Origin of the sequence: Streptomyces griseomycini (assembly GCF_014203535.1) — a bacterium.
Taxonomy (GTDB): Bacteria; Actinomycetota; Actinomycetes; order Streptomycetales; family Streptomycetaceae; genus Streptomyces; species Streptomyces griseomycini.
In genome coordinates, this window is the sequence record NZ_JACHJI010000005.1 from 220670 (window position 1) to 235585 (window position 14916).

Here is a 14916-nt window from a genome sequence, read left to right on the forward strand (position 1 = left end):
GGCCGTGTCCCTCTCCCACGGGGCCGCCCCCGCCCCGAGCGGTTCCCCCGTCCCCGGCGGCTCGCCCGTCCCGCCCGACGAGGCGCTCGCCGTCCTCACCGGTCCGTCCGCGCCCTACCTCGTCGGCGTGCGGCACCACGCGCCCTCCCTGGCCGCCGCCGTGCCCGCGCTGCTGGACGAGGCACGGCCGGAGGTGCTGCTCGTCGAACTGCCCGCCGAGATGCAGCAGTGGCTGCCCTGGCTGGGGCACGAGGAGACACGGGCCCCGGTGGCGCTCGCCGCCGCTCCCGGTGACGGGAGCGGCGGGGGACCGGCGTTCTATCCGTTCGCCGACTTCTCGCCCGAACTGGCCGCCGTGCGCTGGGCCGCCCGGCACGGCGTGCCGGTGGTCGCCTGCGACCTGCCGCTCGCCGACCGTGCGTGGACCGGAGGACGACGGACCGCGGGGCCGCGGGCCGGCGGCCCCGGTCTCGCCACCGCCGTGCGGGCCCGGCTGACGGGCCGCCCCGGGGACGACCTCTGGGACCGGCTCGTCGAGGCGACCGCACCCGGCTCCCCGCCCGAGGCCCTGCGCCGGGCCGCCCTGCTCACCGGGTGGGCCCTGCGCGAGGACGCGGTCGCCGCGGGCGGCGTACCGGAGCTGGACCTGCGGCGGGAGCGCTGGATGCGGGCCCGGCTGGCCGAGGCCACCGCACGGGGCGAGCGGGCCGCCGTGGTGGTCGGCGCGTTCCACGCCCCGGCGCTCGCAGGGCAGGACGCCGGGGGAGAGGCCGGGGAGGAGGCCGGAACGGCCGCCGACGCGCGGCGGCCCGCCTGGACCACCTCGCTGATCCCGTACACGTACGCCCTCCTCGACGAGCGGTCCGGTTACCCGGCGGGCATCCGGGACCCGGAGTGGCAGGACATGGTCCTGCGCGCGGCGGGCGACCCGGCGGCGCTGGAGGAGGCGCTGACCCGGGCGGCCGTGCGCATCTGCGCCGAGCTGCGGGACCTCGGTCACCCCTCGGGACCCGCCGACGCGCGGGAGATCAGCCGGCTCGCCTCGGACCTCGCCCGGCTGCGCGGCCTGCCCGCGGCGGGCCGCGGCGAACTGGTCGAGGCCGTGCAGACGGTGCTCGCGCAGGGTGAGCCGTACGGGCGGGGGCGGGCGGTGGCGCGGGCGATGGAGCGGGTGCTCGTCGGCACGCGCGGCGGGAGGCCCGCCCCGCAGGCGCCGCGCAGCGGCCTCGCCCCCGCGGTCGAGGCCGAGGTGGCGCGGCTCGGCCTGCCCGGTCCCCGGGCGGACGGTCCCGGCCCCGCACGGGACCTGCGGCTGGACCCGCTGCGGTCCGGCCTCGACCGGCGCCGTGAACTGCTGCTGCGCCGGCTGACGGTGTGCGGGGTGCCCTACGGGGAGGCCGAGGAGGTCGTCGGTGCGGGCGGCGCCGAGGCCCTCACCACCCGCTGGGAGGTGCGTTGGACCCCTGCCACGGCGGCCATGCTGACCGCGGCCGGTGCGCGCGGAGTGACCCCCGCGCAGGCCGCCGAAGGAGTCCTGCGCGAACGGCGCCGCCTGGAGCGCGACGAGGGCGGGCCGACGGCCGCGCAGGCCCTCGAAGGGCTCGAACGGGCGGCGGAGTGCGGCCTGACCGGACTCGCGGACGAACGGCTCGACGACGTCGCCGACGTCCTGCCCCGGGCCGGCACCCTGCCGGAACTCCTCGCCGGCCTGGCCCTGCTGGACCGGCTGCGGGCCGGTCACGTCCCCGGGCTCGGCGCCGAGCCGGACCGTGAGGCCCGGGCGGCCGCCGTCGCGGAACTGCTCACGGCGGCGGCGGTGCGGCAGGTGGACGGCCTGACCGGTTCCGAGGACCCCGCCGACGCCCGTGCCCTGCTCGAACTCTCCCACCGGGCCGATCTGTCGGGCGGAATCCGGCTCGCCGACGCCCTAGACCGCCTGTCCGCCGGAGGCTCCCCGCTGATGCGGGGCGCCGCCGGGGCCGTCCGCGTCCTGCTCGGACACGAGGACGCGCGGGTCTTCGGCGACCGCGTGGCCTCCTGGGTCGACGGGGCAACCGGTCCCGACTCCCGCGCCGCGCTCACCGCCCGGCTCGGCGGACTGCTGACCGCCGCGGGCCCGCTGCTGGAGACGGCGGCGCCCGCGCTGGAGCCCCTGCTCACCCGGGTGTCCGAGCTGCCCGACCGGGCGTTTCTCAGCCGGCTCCCCGCGCTGCGCGGCGGCTTCGACACGCTGAGCCCCGCGGCCCGCGACCGTCTCCTCGCGGCCGTCGAGGAGCGCCTCGGCACCGCGCACATCGCCGACACGGGCGGTGTCGGCCCGGCAGCGCTCGCCACCTGGACCGGGGCGGACCTCGCGGCCCGCGAGACGCTGCGGTCGCTGGGGCTGCTGCCGGCGCCGGGCGGCGGCCCGGCTGAGGACGGCCCGGTGAGCCCGGAGAGCGGCGTCCCGGGAGGCGGTGACCCGGGAGACGGCGTTCCGGAGGACGGCACCGCCGAGGCCGCAGCGCCCCCGGCCGAGGACCGCCTCCTCGCCCCCGCCGACCGCTGGCGCCTCCTCCTCGGCCGCCGCGCGGACCGGCTGCCGCCGTCCGCCGCACCGCTCGCGACCGCGCTGGACGAGCTGTACGGCAGCGGACGCGGCGAGGGCAGCCGGGGGGACCTCACGGGTCCGGGAACCGGCGGCGGACGTGAGGCGCCGTACCCCGGGGTGCGGGAGTGGTCCGAGGAACTGGCCGCGCTGTTCGGGCCGGGCATCCGGGAGGAAGTGCTGGCGGCGGCCGCCGCGTCGGGCCGCAAGGACGTCCTCACCGAGCTGGACGCGGACGGCGTGCGGCCCTCGGTGGACCTGCTGCGCACCGTGCTGCGGCACGCGGGCGGACTGCCCGAGGCGCGGCTGGCCGCGTTGCGCCCGCTCGTACGGCGGCTGGTCGACGCGCTGACCCGGCAGCTGGCCACCCGTCTGCGCCCCGCCCTGCACGGCACGGCCCTGCCCCGCCCGAGCAGACGGCCCGGCGGCGGCCTGGACCTGCCCCGCACGCTGCGGGCCAACCTGGCCACCGCACGCCGCGGCCCGGACGGCACGGTGCGGGTGATCCCCGAACGCCCGGTCTTCCGCACCCGGGGACGGCGGGCCGCCGACTGGCGGCTGATCCTGGTCACCGACGTGTCGGGATCCATGGAGGCGTCCACGGTGTGGGCCGCGCTGACCGCCTCGGTGCTGGCGGGGGTGCCGACGCTCTCCACCCACTTCCTCGCGTTCTCCACGGAGGTCATCGACCTCACCGGGCACGTGGAGGATCCGCTGTCGCTCCTGCTGGAGGTCAGCGTGGGCGGCGGCACCCACATCGCCGCGGGACTGCGGCACGCGCGCGAGCTCGTCACCGTGCCGTCGCGCACCCTCGTCGTGGTCGTCAGCGACTTCGAGGAGGGCCATCCGCTCGGCGGTCTGCTCGCCGAGGTCCGCGCGCTGGTCTCGGCCGGCTGCCACGTCCTGGGCTGCGCGAGCCTCGACGACACGGGCCGGCCCCGCTACTCCACGGGAGTCGCCGGTCAGCTCGTCGCCGCGGGCATGCCCGTCGCCGCCCTCAGTCCGCTCGAACTCGCCCGCTGGGTAGGGGAGAAGATCGCATGAGTCCGGACCTGCCTCCGGTCGTCCCGTCCGTCACCGCCGAACTCGTCGCAGCCCTCTCGCCCCGGCTGCGCAAGCGGCTGGACGCGGGCGTCACCAAGCTCCTGGCACGTCCGGCCGTCCGCGAGGGCGACACCGTGCGGATCACCGTCGACGACGGGACCGACGTCGTCCTGCACGCGCCCGGCGGGACGGTGACCGGCGCGGACGCGATCCGCTGCGGATGCCTGCTGGCCCCCGGCTGCCTGCACCGCGCGGCGGCGGCCTCGGCCGCGCCGGTCGCCGACGAAACCGTGCCCCCCGACCCTGCCGGGGCCGCGGAGGAAACCGGGACGACGGAGGAAACGGGGGCGACGACGCGGCCGGGCCGGACGAGCCGGACGGCACAGGAGGAGACCGAGACCGCCACCGCCGAACAGCGCGCCGCGGCCCGCGCGGTGTCCGACGCGGCGGCCGCCGTCCTGGAAGCCGGGACGGACGGCGCCGGCGCCGTGCTCCAGGCGGAACTCCTGCACGCCGCGCACACCGCCCGCCTCGCCGGCCTCCCACGGGCCTGGGCGGCGGCGGTCTCCGTGGTGACCGAGGTGCGGGCGGCCCGCTCCGCCGACCCCGGCCACCGCCTCGCCGACCTCGCCGGCGCGCTGGCCGGTGTCCTGGGCGTCGCCCACCGCCTCCCGCACGCCACCGGACCGGACCTGACCGAGCTGCGCGGCACGGTCCGCCAGCCGTACCGCCCGGACGGCTCGCTGCGCCTGTACGGGCTCTTCTCCGAACCCGTCCTCACGGCCACCGGCTACGCGGGCGCGGTCACCTGGACCGCCGACGCCGACGGGCGCCTGTACACGGTGTCCGACGTGGCACCGGGCGGCCCCGCCCGGGCGACCGGCGCCGCCGACCGGGCCGTGCGGATCGGGGACACCGCCCTGACCCACCGCGAACTGTCGCGCGCGGGTCTGGCCGTGTCCGGTGCCACCGTGTCCCCGACCGGCCGTCTCGGTGCGGGGGCCGGGGTGCGGGCGGTCCGCGCGTCCGGCGTCGCCTGGCACGCCGAGCCGCTGGACCGGTTGTGGGCCGTACCCGCCGCCGAGCAGGTGACCCGGGCCCTGAACGGCGGGCGGGACCTGCTGTTCCTCGAGGTGACCCTCACGGGCACGGTGCGGGAGACGACGGGCGACTGCCTGCTGGCCGACTGCGCGGGCCTGCCCCTGCGACTGGCCACCGCCCACGACGACCCCTCCCTCCCCCACCGCGACAACCTCCGCCTGCTCGCCGCCGCCGGGGGCAGCCGGCTGCGGATCGTCGCGCGCCTGGTGCCCGGACCGCTGCCCCGCGCCCTGCTGCTCGCCGTCGAACACCCCGCCGACCCCGCCGCCCGGGTGGACCTCGGCCTGGACCGCCTCCAGCACGCGGACCTGCCCGCCGGGGCGGACACTCCGCCGGCCGCGGCCGTCCCCACCGGGGACGAGGCCCCGCTGCACCTGCTGCGCCGCCGCGTCCACCAGGCGGTGTCGGGGGGCCGCCGTGTCCTCGCCTCTGCCGGGAGCACGTCGGGCGACGGCGCCCGCCTGCGCCGTCTCGGCCTCGCCACGGCGGGCGATCTCCTCGACGACCTCCACGCCGCCGCCGCGGACCGCTCCCGCGACGCCTTCGGCCGCCTGCTCCCGGCCGACCCGGACCGCTTCGCCCGGGCCTGGCTCGCCGCCGCCGTCTACACCGACGCGGTCGAACGGGCGCTGTGCGCGGACGCGTGGGGAGCCGCCGCGACCGAGGTCTCCTCCCCGGCCTCCCTCCTGCGCCTTCGGGCCGGGACCGGGGGGTGAGCCGGTGCGTCCGCTGCCGCCGGCGGGCCCCGCTGCCGCCGGCGGACGCGGACGGACCGCTGGCCCCGTGTGCCGCGAAGCCGCACCGCCGCCGGCCACCGGTCGGCCTCACGGTGCTCCGGCGCCGACGGCGGGACGGTCCTCGCCGGTCAGGGCACGGGCGAGCGACATCCTCGAGAGCGCGAACACGCCCACGACGATCAGGACGACGCCCAGCAACTGGGGGAGGAGCCACCAGCCCGTCCGCACGTACTCGGCGTAGACCGCGATCCCGAGGGCCAGGCTCATGCTCGCGTCGCCGAGCGTGATGGCGGGCTGGGACGCCACCAGCGGTCCGGCCTGCATCGCGTTCTCCAGGAGGAACAGCGCGGCCCCTCCGAAGAGGGCGAAGCCGTAGGTCTGCCAGGTGGTGAGGAACGCGGTCACGCCGCCGTCGTCGAGCGTGTGCATCGACGTCTTCATCAGTGCCGCCGTCATCGCGTACGCGACAGCGGTGGCCAGCCCGAAGCAGGCGGCGCGGGCCCGCCCCTCGGGCCGGCGGAGCGCCACGACCACGAGACCGACGATCGCGGCGGCGCAGACGGCGAGGGCCGGGACCCATCGGTCCATCGGCGCGTGCGTGCGGTCCCCCGCGGGGGACGCGGCGACGAGGGCGACGGCGAGCCCGGCCACGACAGCGGACACGGCCGCCCAGCCGAGTCGGGACATCCGCCCGTGCAGCAGCACGGTGGCGATGACCAGGGCCAGCGGCAGCTCCAGCACGAACAGGGGCTGGACGACCGTCAACGGCCCCGTCGCGAGTGCCACGGCCTGGCAGACGGCCGCGGCGGCGACGGCGACGATGCCGGCGAGCCAGACGGGGTGCCGCAGCAGGTCGAGCATGAGCCGGGCCCGCAGCGTGTCGGACCGGGGCACGCTCAGCGCGGCCTTGCGCTGGAGGACGGTCGCGAGAGCGTTGCTGAACGCACCGCCCAGCGCGAACAGGACCGGCACGAGGACGTCCACCGTGGCCCTCCGGGATGACGAGACGGCCCACCCCCGGTCCTGCCATGGTGACGTGCCGCTCCCGGTCCTCGCGAACCGGGCGGGGCGTGTCGCGGAGCTGCGGTGGGCGGGCCTTCGGGGAGCGGTCGGCGGCCGGGGCGGCGGGCGGCTGACCGGTGGGGGACTGGCGGCGTTGGCCGTGGTACCGCTCCCGACGCCGAGCAGCGGAGGTCCCCGCGCCACGGTCCGGTGGCCGTGACGGCTCGTCCCCAGGCAGACGGCCTGGTGCGACAGGCCGTGGTCGCCGGGTCGGTCCGGCTCGCCCGGTCAGACCCGGGAGCCGGTGCCCCATCGGGGGTTCCGCCGGTCTTCGGTCCCGGTGACGGCAGTCTCGCCGACTGCCTGGGGGACGGCCGACGGGTACGGGTCGTCGACTTCGAGGACTCCGGCCTCAGCGACCGCCCGTTCGAGTCGGCGGAGATCACCGGGCACGTGGGGTGCCGGGTGGAGCACCCGCCGGATGCCGCTGCCTTCCCGGACCGGTTCGATCCCTCCCGGGCGGAGACAGCCCGTCTGCGGGAGTGCCGTCGACTGCTCGCGCTGGTCTGGCTGTTCCTGCCGGCGGCCGACGATCCGGAGAACCCCGGGAACCCGCCCGGCACCGCCGGGCGTCAGGCCGACCGGCTGTCGGAGCTGCCGGCCTGAAGACGGCGGATCGTCGAGTGTGCCTCCGCCCACCCGTACCGGTTCCGCCGTCCGAGGATCAGCTGGGGGCGACGGTCCCGGCACCGGGACGATCGTCGTACGGATCCCTCCACGGGGCGTTGCCGGCCGGGGCGGCGCGCGGCCGACGGAAAATCCGTGCCGCCTCGCCCGTGCAGGAGCAAAATCACTCCCATGGCGGATGTGCAGACGTTCCGGGACGCGGTCACCGGCTGGGCGGCGGGCGGTCCCGGCGGGCCGGCGGGTGAGCTGGCCGTGCGGCTGCGCGTGCGGACCGCGGTGCTGCTGGAAGGGCTGAGCGACCTCGCGGCCGTCGAGACGCTGGCCGCGCGCCACGGCCGGGACCTGCCCGCCGAGGGAGTGTGCGTCATGTCCATGGGCGGGGCGATGAACGTCGGCCGCTACGCCGACCTCCTCGGCCCGCCGGGCCTGGGGCTGCGCCTCACCGGACTGTGCGACGAGGGCGAGCAGCGCTTCTACGACCGTGCCCTCGAGCGGGCCGAGGCGCCGCGCCGGGGATTCTTCGTGTGTGTGACGGACCTGGAGGACGAACTCGTCCGAGCGCTGGGCGTGGCACGGGTCGAGGAGATCGTCCGGGCCGAGGGCGATCTCCAGGCCTGGCAGACCTTCACGCGTCAACCCGCGCAGCAGGGCCGGCCCCCGCAGCAACAGATGCGGCGCTTCCTCGGCACGAAGAAGGGCCGCAAGATCCGCTACGGCCGCCTCCTGGCCGAGGCCCTCGACCCTGAGCGGGTACCTGCTCCCCTGGACAAGCTGCTCGCGAGCCTGTGACCGGAACGCAGGCCGAGGCCGGCGGCAGCGGCTGAGGCCCCGGCGGCCGCCGCGTCACCGGCCTCGGCCGGCCAGGGGCTTCTGACGGAGTCTCCCCGACGGGCCGAAGTCAGGAGGGCCGGACCTGTGGGACGTCCCTGACGAACACGATGCCGTCGCTGTCCGCCACGTGGGCCGGGTCGAGCGGGGCGTAGCCGAACCAGGGGGACACGCGGGGCGCGGGCCGCGCGTCGCCGAGGACGGTGGCCAGCCGGGGGGCGTCGACGAGGCAGCGGTCCTCCGGGAGCGCGTACAGGAGTCCTTCGAGGGTGTCCGGGGGAGGGGCGTGCACTCCCTGGTGCCGGACGGTGCCGAGGGCCGTGGCCACGAAGGCGTACTCCTCGCCGAGCCGGGCGCTCACCAGCGCACCGGCGCTCCACCACTCCACCGGCCCCTGCCACATCCGCATCGTGTTCTTCCGCCGCTGGAGGTGGGAGTTGTGGGCGTGGACGAGTGCGGGGCCCCGGGCGGCGACGGCGAGGAGGTTGTGGGCCATCATCACGTCCCGCAGCGCGCACAGCCGCGTCATGCGGGCCGGTGAGGCGTCGGCCATCCGGGAGTGGTAGCGCAGCAGGCCGGTCGCGGTGCGCCCGTACAGGCACGCCCGGTCCCAGTCGTCCCGCGAGGTCGCCGCGCGCAGGTGCGGCGCCTGCGCGTCGAGCAGCGTCACCAGATCGTCGGCGAGCAGCCGCAACTCCCTGGCCTCGGCCGACCGCCCCACGGACCGGTCCGGGTCGTGCATGGCCGCGGGATCGGTCCACCGGTCGTCGGTGCCGAGCAGGCGGTCGAGCGTTTCCGCGGTGCAGGGGAGCAGGTCCGGGTCCACCCGGGCCGAGAGGTAGCCGTGGAGTGCGGTGAGGGCCTGCCGGGGGCTCGCGGCGCCGGTGATCTCCAGCGGGCCGTCGAAACCGGCGAAGCGGAGCTGCTCGGAGGCGGGCCGGCCGTCGTTGTGGGCGCGCATCCAGGCCACGAGCTCGCGGTTGGCCGCGAAGGCGCCCCAGCCGTGGCTGAACCCCTGCTCCATGACCTCGTCGAGGGTGCCCGTGCCCGAGGTGACGTAGTCGTCCACGACCAGGCCCGCCAGACAGTCGCTCTCGATCGCGATCGTCCGGTAGCCCTCCTGCTCGACGAGCTGCCGGAAGAGCCCGTTGCGCAGGTCGAGCAGGGCGTCCTCGCCGTGGGTGGGCTCACCCAGGGCGAGCAGCCGCGGCCGGGCCGGGAGCAACCCCGTGACGGCGGCGGCCTCGACGGCATGGACGGTGTCCTTGATGTCAATGACCATGCCTTAAACGCTATCGTTGAATCTTCGGTTGAAACCTTTCCACGATTTCGGCAGGTCCATGGGACGGAACCTTCAAAAGGGAGAACAGCTCAGGCCGGTCGATCTGGCGCGTGGGCACGGCCTGTCCACGCAGGCGGTCAGGAACTACGAGGAGGCCGGCATCCTTCCGGCCGCCGGTCGCACCCCCCACGGCTACCGCACCTACACCCCGCTGCACGCGGGGGCCCTGCGCGCGTTCCTCGCCCTGGTGCCCGGCCACGGCCACCGGACGGCGGCGTCGATCATGCGGGCCGTGAACCGGGGCGTGGTGGAGGAGGCGTTCCGCCTCATCGACGAGAGCCACGCCCAGCTCCTCGACGACCGGCGGACCCTCCAGGCCGTGGAGCGTGCTCTTCGCGGCCTGGGGTCCACCGCGGCGTCCGGGGCCACCGCGGCGTCCGGTCCTGCCGGCCGGTTCATCGGACCGCTGGCGGGGGAGCTCGGCATCCGGCCCGCGACGCTGCGCAAGTGGGAGCGCGCCGGGCTGGTGCGCCCGCGCCGCGATCCGCGCACCGGGTACCGCGTCTACGACGAGGCCGACGCGCGGGACGCCCGGCTGACGCACCAGCTCAGGCGGGGCGGCTACCTGCTGGAGCAGATCGCCCCGCTGATCGCCCAGGTGCGGGCGGCAGGCGGACCGGAGCCGCTGGAGGCCGCCCTGCGCGACTGGCACGGCCGGCTGTCCGCCCGCGGGCGCGCGATGCTGGCCGGGGCCGCCGAGCTGGAGGCGTACCTCCGCGAGCGCGGATGAGGAGCCGGCCGTCAGCCGGAAGGACTCCCGGGACGGACACACCCGGCGGCCCGGCGACGGCGGACGCCGGCCCGGACGGCGATCGGCAGGTCAAGACGCAGGACATGACGGTCGGGCGCAGTGCGGGCCGGACCGCTGCCGAGGCGGCTTCACCGTCCCCCACGACCGCACCGGGTGGCGAGGGCGCGGAGCCGCTCCGAGCGGCCGGAGCAGCACGCGACGACGCCGTGGTGCCCGGTCAGGCCCCGTCACGGCCGTACGCGGGGCCCGGCACGAACAGGCTCAACCGGTAGGTGGTCGGCTGCAACCGGCGCCCGCAGAGCGTGTCGATCCGGGTCATCGTCCAGTCGATTCGCTCACCCCCCTCGCGCAGGCCGCGGAGGTGGGCATGCCATTCCGACTCGTCCTGGGTCTCGAAGACCACTTCCCACCGGCCCCTGTCCGAAGCGGTGCGGGTGGCAGCACGCAGCCTCGCGTCCTGCTCCTGACGTTTCCGTTTCCGTTGCCCCGGCACCACCCCAGCATCGCTGCCCCGGCGCTGCCGGGGCAAGGCCGACGGTGCCCCGGCAGCGCCGGGGCACCGTCGGCCGCATCGGCGGAGCGCAGCGGGCGCAGGGACGCCTTCACGCCCGCGACGATCTCCCGGCCGTCGGCGAGGGGTTCACCGTGACCCGAACTCCCTGCCCGGCGCGGCGATCCTGCGGTCCGCCCCCTTGATCCGCTCGTACGTGCTCGTGGCCGCCGCACCACGCGGGTGAGCTGCGGAAGAAGCGCCCCGGGACTGTCCGGAGGGTCACGCCGGGGACGCAGGGGGGACGCCGGACGTCGGCGGTACCTCCCCGGCGGGATGCCGTACTCGCGCCTGAACGCCTTGGCGAAGGCGAACTCCGAGGGACGGCCCAGGCGTTCCGCCACGACGCGCAGCGGCGTGTCGCCCGAGCGCAGCAGTCGGCCCGTCGCCGTCCCGCGCAGCCAGGCCGGGTGGGCCAGGGGCGGTCTGCCCGCCGGGGCGGTGAAGCGGCGCGCCCATGCGGCCCGGACGGGCCGCCACGGGAGGTGGCCCCCCACCGGCCAGGACCGGAGCCGTCGGCGGACCGGACGACGGCGGGAACCCGGCGCCGATCCCGGTCCGCGGCACGCTTCAGGACGACTCGCGCACCACCAGCTCCGTCGGCAGCGTCAGCTGCTGCCGCGGCGCGCCGTTCCGGGTGATGTCGGTGAGGATCCGGACCATCGTCCGGCCCAGTTCCTCCACCGGCTGGCGCACCGTCGTCAAGGGCGGGTCGGTGTGGCGGGCGAGGACGGAGTCCTCGAACCCGACGACGGCGACGTCCCCGGGCACCTGCCGTTTCCGGCGGCGCAGTTCGGCCAGGGCACCGACCGCCATGAGGTCGGAGGCGGCGAAGACGGCGTCCAGGTCCGGGGCGCGTTCAAGAAGCGAACGCATGGCGCGGCCGCCGCTCTCCTCGGTGAAGTCACCCGCCTCGACCAGGAGTTCGTCCGCAGGCACCCCCGCCTCGCGATGGGCGGTGCGCCATCCGGCGAGGCGGCTGCGGCCGACGTCCATGTCCTGGGGGCCGGTGATCGTGGCGATCCTCGTCCTGCCGCTGCGCAGCAGGTGCCGGACGGCCTCGGCGGCCCCTCCGGCGTTGTCGGAGTTGACGTAGCTCAGCCGCTCGCCCGCGTCGCGGCGGCCGGCCAGCACGGTGGGCAGCCCCATCTCCTCCAGCATGCCGGGCAGCCGGTCCTCGGCGTGGACGGAGACCAGCAGGACACCGTCCACGCGGCGCGTCGCCACCGACTCGGTCAGCTGGTCCCGTTCGGCCTGGTCGCGCACGAGCATGAGCTGCAGCTGGGTCCGGCTTTCGGCGAGGGCGCCGCTGACGCCCCGGATCAGCGCGGCGAAGAACGGTTCCGAACCGAGCCGGCTCTCCGATTCCGGGATCACCAGGGCCACGGCGTCGGTGCGGTTGGTCACCAGGCCGCGGGCGACCGAGTTGGGAACGTAGTTGAGTTCCTTGATGGCCGCGAGCACCCGGGCCCGTGCGTCGGCACTGACGAGGTCCGAGCCGTTGACGACCCGGGAGACCGTGGTGCGGCCCACGCCGGCGCGGGCGGCGACCGTTTTGATCGTGGGACGGCGGTTTCCGGTCATGCGTTCCCCCCTCGGCGACCGCGGCGGCGGTGCCTGCCGCGGAGGTGACCTGCGGCAATTCTTGCAGACGCGGCCGTCGGCGGAGCACCCCCCACGGCCCGGGAGGCGTGCGCCGGCTCCCGAACGCGGTGACGAGTTGCTTTCAAGTCATTGACAGATCCCTCCGCTCCCAGGAGTCTTCGATGCGTCGGTGGGAACGTGCCCACCAAAATTGGGCACGTTCCCACCCCTGAGTCAGAGCCGCTGTAGTCATCGCAGAACTCGTCACTCCGGTGTGTCAGCGCCGTCGCTAGGAGGAGATCCATGGGCAGTCTCGGTTCGTCGCGTACGAGGGCGGTGGCGGTCGCGGCCGTCGGCGCGCTGACGCTCGTCGTCGGCTGCAGCGGCGGTGACGACTCGGTCACCGGTGGCGGCAAGAAGGACGGCAAGACCGTCATCACCATGGGCCTGTACGGGGTGATGGGCATCAAGGAGACGGGCCTCCTCGAGAAGTACGAGAAGGAGAACCCCGACGTCGACATCAAGGCCGAGATAGCCGGTGACGAGCAGACGTACTACACCGCGCTGCAGACCAGGCTCGCCGCCGGCAACGGCCTGAAGGACATCCAGGGCATCGAGATCGGCCGGGCCAAGGAGATCACCGAGACCCAGGCGGACAAGTTCGCGGACTTCGCCGGCATGGCGGGCACCGACCACTTCCTGCCCTGGAAGGAGTCGCAGATCACCACCGAGGACGGCAAGGTGCTGGGCCTGGGCACCGACATCGGCCCGATGGCCGTCTGCTACCGCAAGGACTACTTCGAGCAGGCCGGCCTGCCCACCGACCGCGAAGAGGTCGGCAAGCTGTGGGAGGGCGACTGGAAGAAGTACGTCGAGGTCGGCCGCACCTTCAAGAAGGGCTTCAAGGGCGGCAAGGTGGCGTTCACGGACTCGGCCAGCGGCCTGTTCAACGCCATGGTCTACGGCTACCCCGAGCAGTACTACGACGAGAAGGGCGGCCTGATCTACGACAAGAACCCGGCCGTCAAGGAGGCGTGGGGCCTCGCCTCCGACGCCGCGGAGGAGGGACTGACCGCCAAGCTCCGCCAGTTCCAGCCGGGTTGGGACCCCGGCCTGGCCAACAGCACGTTCGCGACCGCCGTGTGCCCGGCCTGGATGCTCAGCCACATCAGCGAGAAGGCCGGTGGGGCCAACAAGGGCAAGTGGGACGTCGCCCGGGCGCCCAAGGGCGCCAACTGGGGCGGGTCCTTCCTCGGCGTGATCGAGAAGAGCCCGGTGAAGGAGGAGGCCAAGAAGCTCGTCGCCTGGCTGACCGCGCCGGAGCAGCAGGCCCACATCTTCAAGGAGATCGGCAACATCCCGTCCTCCGAGAAGGCCCTGGAGAACCCCGACGTGAAGAACGCCACGTCGGAGTACTTCGACAACGCCCCGATCGGCCAGATCTTCGGCGCCGCCGCCCAGGAGATCCCGGACAAGCAGGTCCTCGGCCGCAAGGACGGCACGATCAAGGACACCTTCTCCCAGGGCCTGGCCCTGGTCGAGCAGGGCACCCCGCGCGACGAGGCGTGGAAGACCACCGCGGAGCGCATCGAGAAGGCGGTCGGCTGACCCGACGCCTCCCGCAGCCGTCCGGGCCCGCTCGGCGTCCCGCCGACGGGCCCGGGGCCCGGCTCACCCATCTGCTCTCAGGAAGGAAAGTCCGGTGGCCACCTCCACCACCAAGGCCCTGACCGGCGAGGAGCCTCCCGGCCCGCCCGGCACGCCGGGCGGCGGGAAGACCGCCTCGCGGCGCAGCGCGCTGCTGCACCGACTGGACGTCAAGGGCGCGCCGTTCGCGTTCGTCGCGCCGTTCTTCATCGTCTTCGCCGCGTTCAGTTTCTACCCCCTCGTCTACACCTCGTGGATCTCCCTGCACGACGTGGAACTGGCCACCCTCGACGTCATGGAGTGGGTGGCGTTCGACAACTACGTCGAGCTCTGGGGCGACTCGCAGTTCTGGAACGCGCTGCAGAACACCGTCACCATCGGCGTCCTCTCCACGGTGCCGCAGCTGCTGATGGCCCTCGGCCTGGCACACCTGCTCAACTACCGCATGCGCGCCTCGCTGTTCTTCCGCGTCGCCTCGCTGGTCCCGTACGCCACCTCGGTCGCCGCCGCCGCGCTCGTCTTCACCATGATCTTCGAGCGTGACTTCGGCATGATCAACTGGGCGCTCGGCGCGGTCGGCGTCGACCCGGTGGACTGGGAGGCCGACAAGTGGCCCGCCCAGGTCGCGATCTCCACCATCGTCATCTGGCGCTGGACCGGCTACAACGCCCTGCTCTACCTGGCCGCCATGCAGGCCATCCCCGCCGACCGGTACGAGGCGGCCTCCCTCGACGGTGCCTCCCGGTGGAAGCAGTTCACCCACGTCACCGTGCCCGGGATCCGCTCCACCATCGTCTTCACCATCGTGCTCTCCACCATCGGCGCCACCCAGTTGTTCGGCGAGCCGCTGATCTTCGGCCAGGGCCCCAACGGCGTCACCGGCGGCGCCGACAACCAGTACCAGACGCTGGGCCTGCTGCTGTACGAGGAGGGCTGGAAGAACTACCAGATGGGCCGCTCGGCGACCGTCGCCTGGGTGATGTTCCTGCTGCTCGTCCTCGCCTTCGCGGCGCAGCGCCTGATCAGGCGCCTGCGTTCCCGCACGTCCTGACCTGG

12 protein-coding genes are annotated in these 14916 nt (G+C 75.2%); 7 read left to right on the forward strand and 5 right to left on the reverse strand.

Going from position 1 to position 14916, the window contains the following annotated elements:
• The first annotated feature begins 4 nt into the window (after nucleotides 1–4).
• Together FHS37_RS15590 and FHS37_RS15595 are read left to right on the forward strand one after the other, a co-directional pair.
• Nucleotides 5–3631, forward strand: a complete 3627-nt coding sequence (locus tag FHS37_RS15590; protein WP_184821519.1) for a vWA domain-containing protein — start codon at nucleotides 5–7, stop codon at nucleotides 3629–3631.
• Complete coding sequence (locus FHS37_RS15595) at nucleotides 3628–5448, forward strand: hypothetical protein (protein ID WP_184821521.1); 1821 nt, start codon at nucleotides 3628–3630, stop codon at nucleotides 5446–5448. The genes FHS37_RS15590 and FHS37_RS15595 overlap by 4 nt, the downstream gene beginning before the upstream one ends.
• Nucleotides 5449–5556: 108 nt before the next feature.
• Here the strand turns inward: FHS37_RS15595 and FHS37_RS15600 are convergent, their stop codons facing one another.
• Nucleotides 5557–6453 carry a DMT family transporter gene (locus tag FHS37_RS15600; RefSeq protein ID WP_184821523.1) on the reverse strand — a complete coding sequence of 299 codons (897 nt, stop codon included), beginning with the start codon at nucleotides 6451–6453 and terminating at the stop codon, nucleotides 5557–5559.
• Between the two features lie 234 nt (nucleotides 6454–6687).
• On the opposite strand from FHS37_RS15600, the gene FHS37_RS15605 reads away from it, so the two are divergent.
• Nucleotides 6688–7137: an aminoglycoside phosphotransferase gene (locus FHS37_RS15605; RefSeq protein ID WP_221499849.1), complete on the forward strand. Its 450-nt coding sequence runs from the start codon at nucleotides 6688–6690 to the stop codon at nucleotides 7135–7137.
• Nucleotides 7138–7329: 192 nt separating this feature from the next.
• Nucleotides 7330–7947, forward strand: coding sequence for a TOPRIM nucleotidyl transferase/hydrolase domain-containing protein (locus tag FHS37_RS15610; RefSeq protein ID WP_184821525.1), 618 nt, complete (start codon nucleotides 7330–7332; stop codon nucleotides 7945–7947).
• A gap of 109 nt (nucleotides 7948–8056) precedes the next feature.
• Here the strand turns inward: FHS37_RS15610 and FHS37_RS15615 are convergent, their stop codons facing one another.
• A complete protein-coding gene (locus tag FHS37_RS15615; RefSeq protein WP_184821527.1) occupies nucleotides 8057–9268 on the reverse strand; it encodes an erythromycin esterase family protein in 1212 nt (403 codons plus the stop codon).
• A gap of 58 nt (nucleotides 9269–9326) precedes the next feature.
• On the opposite strand from FHS37_RS15615, the gene FHS37_RS15620 reads away from it, so the two are divergent.
• Nucleotides 9327–10058: a TioE family transcriptional regulator gene (locus tag FHS37_RS15620; RefSeq protein WP_184821529.1), complete on the forward strand. Its 732-nt coding sequence runs from the start codon at nucleotides 9327–9329 to the stop codon at nucleotides 10056–10058.
• A gap of 238 nt (nucleotides 10059–10296) precedes the next feature.
• Here the strand turns inward: FHS37_RS15620 and FHS37_RS15625 are convergent, their stop codons facing one another.
• The 3 genes from FHS37_RS15625 to FHS37_RS15635 form a co-directional block, all read right to left on the reverse strand.
• Nucleotides 10297–10482 carry a hypothetical protein gene (locus FHS37_RS15625; protein ID WP_229889871.1) on the reverse strand — a complete coding sequence of 62 codons (186 nt, stop codon included), beginning with the start codon at nucleotides 10480–10482 and terminating at the stop codon, nucleotides 10297–10299.
• A complete protein-coding gene (locus FHS37_RS41045) occupies nucleotides 10395–11126 on the reverse strand; it encodes a helix-turn-helix domain-containing protein (RefSeq protein ID WP_375372305.1) in 732 nt (243 codons plus the stop codon). The genes FHS37_RS15625 and FHS37_RS41045 overlap by 88 nt, the downstream gene beginning before the upstream one ends.
• 73 nt (nucleotides 11127–11199) lie before the next feature.
• A complete protein-coding gene (locus tag FHS37_RS15635; protein WP_184821533.1) occupies nucleotides 11200–12213 on the reverse strand; it encodes a LacI family DNA-binding transcriptional regulator in 1014 nt (337 codons plus the stop codon).
• Nucleotides 12214–12516: 303 nt separating this feature from the next.
• Between FHS37_RS15635 and FHS37_RS15640 the strand changes: the two genes are divergently transcribed.
• Both FHS37_RS15640 and FHS37_RS15645 read left to right on the forward strand, forming a co-directional pair.
• Entirely contained in the window at nucleotides 12517–13821 is a 1305-nt protein-coding gene (locus FHS37_RS15640) for an ABC transporter substrate-binding protein (protein ID WP_184821535.1), read from the forward strand.
• A 94-nt stretch (nucleotides 13822–13915) separates the two neighbouring features.
• Nucleotides 13916–14911 (forward strand): carbohydrate ABC transporter permease, encoded by a 996-nt coding sequence (locus tag FHS37_RS15645; protein ID WP_184821537.1) that lies wholly within the window; start codon nucleotides 13916–13918, stop codon nucleotides 14909–14911.
• Nucleotides 14912–14916 lie beyond the last annotated feature (5 nt).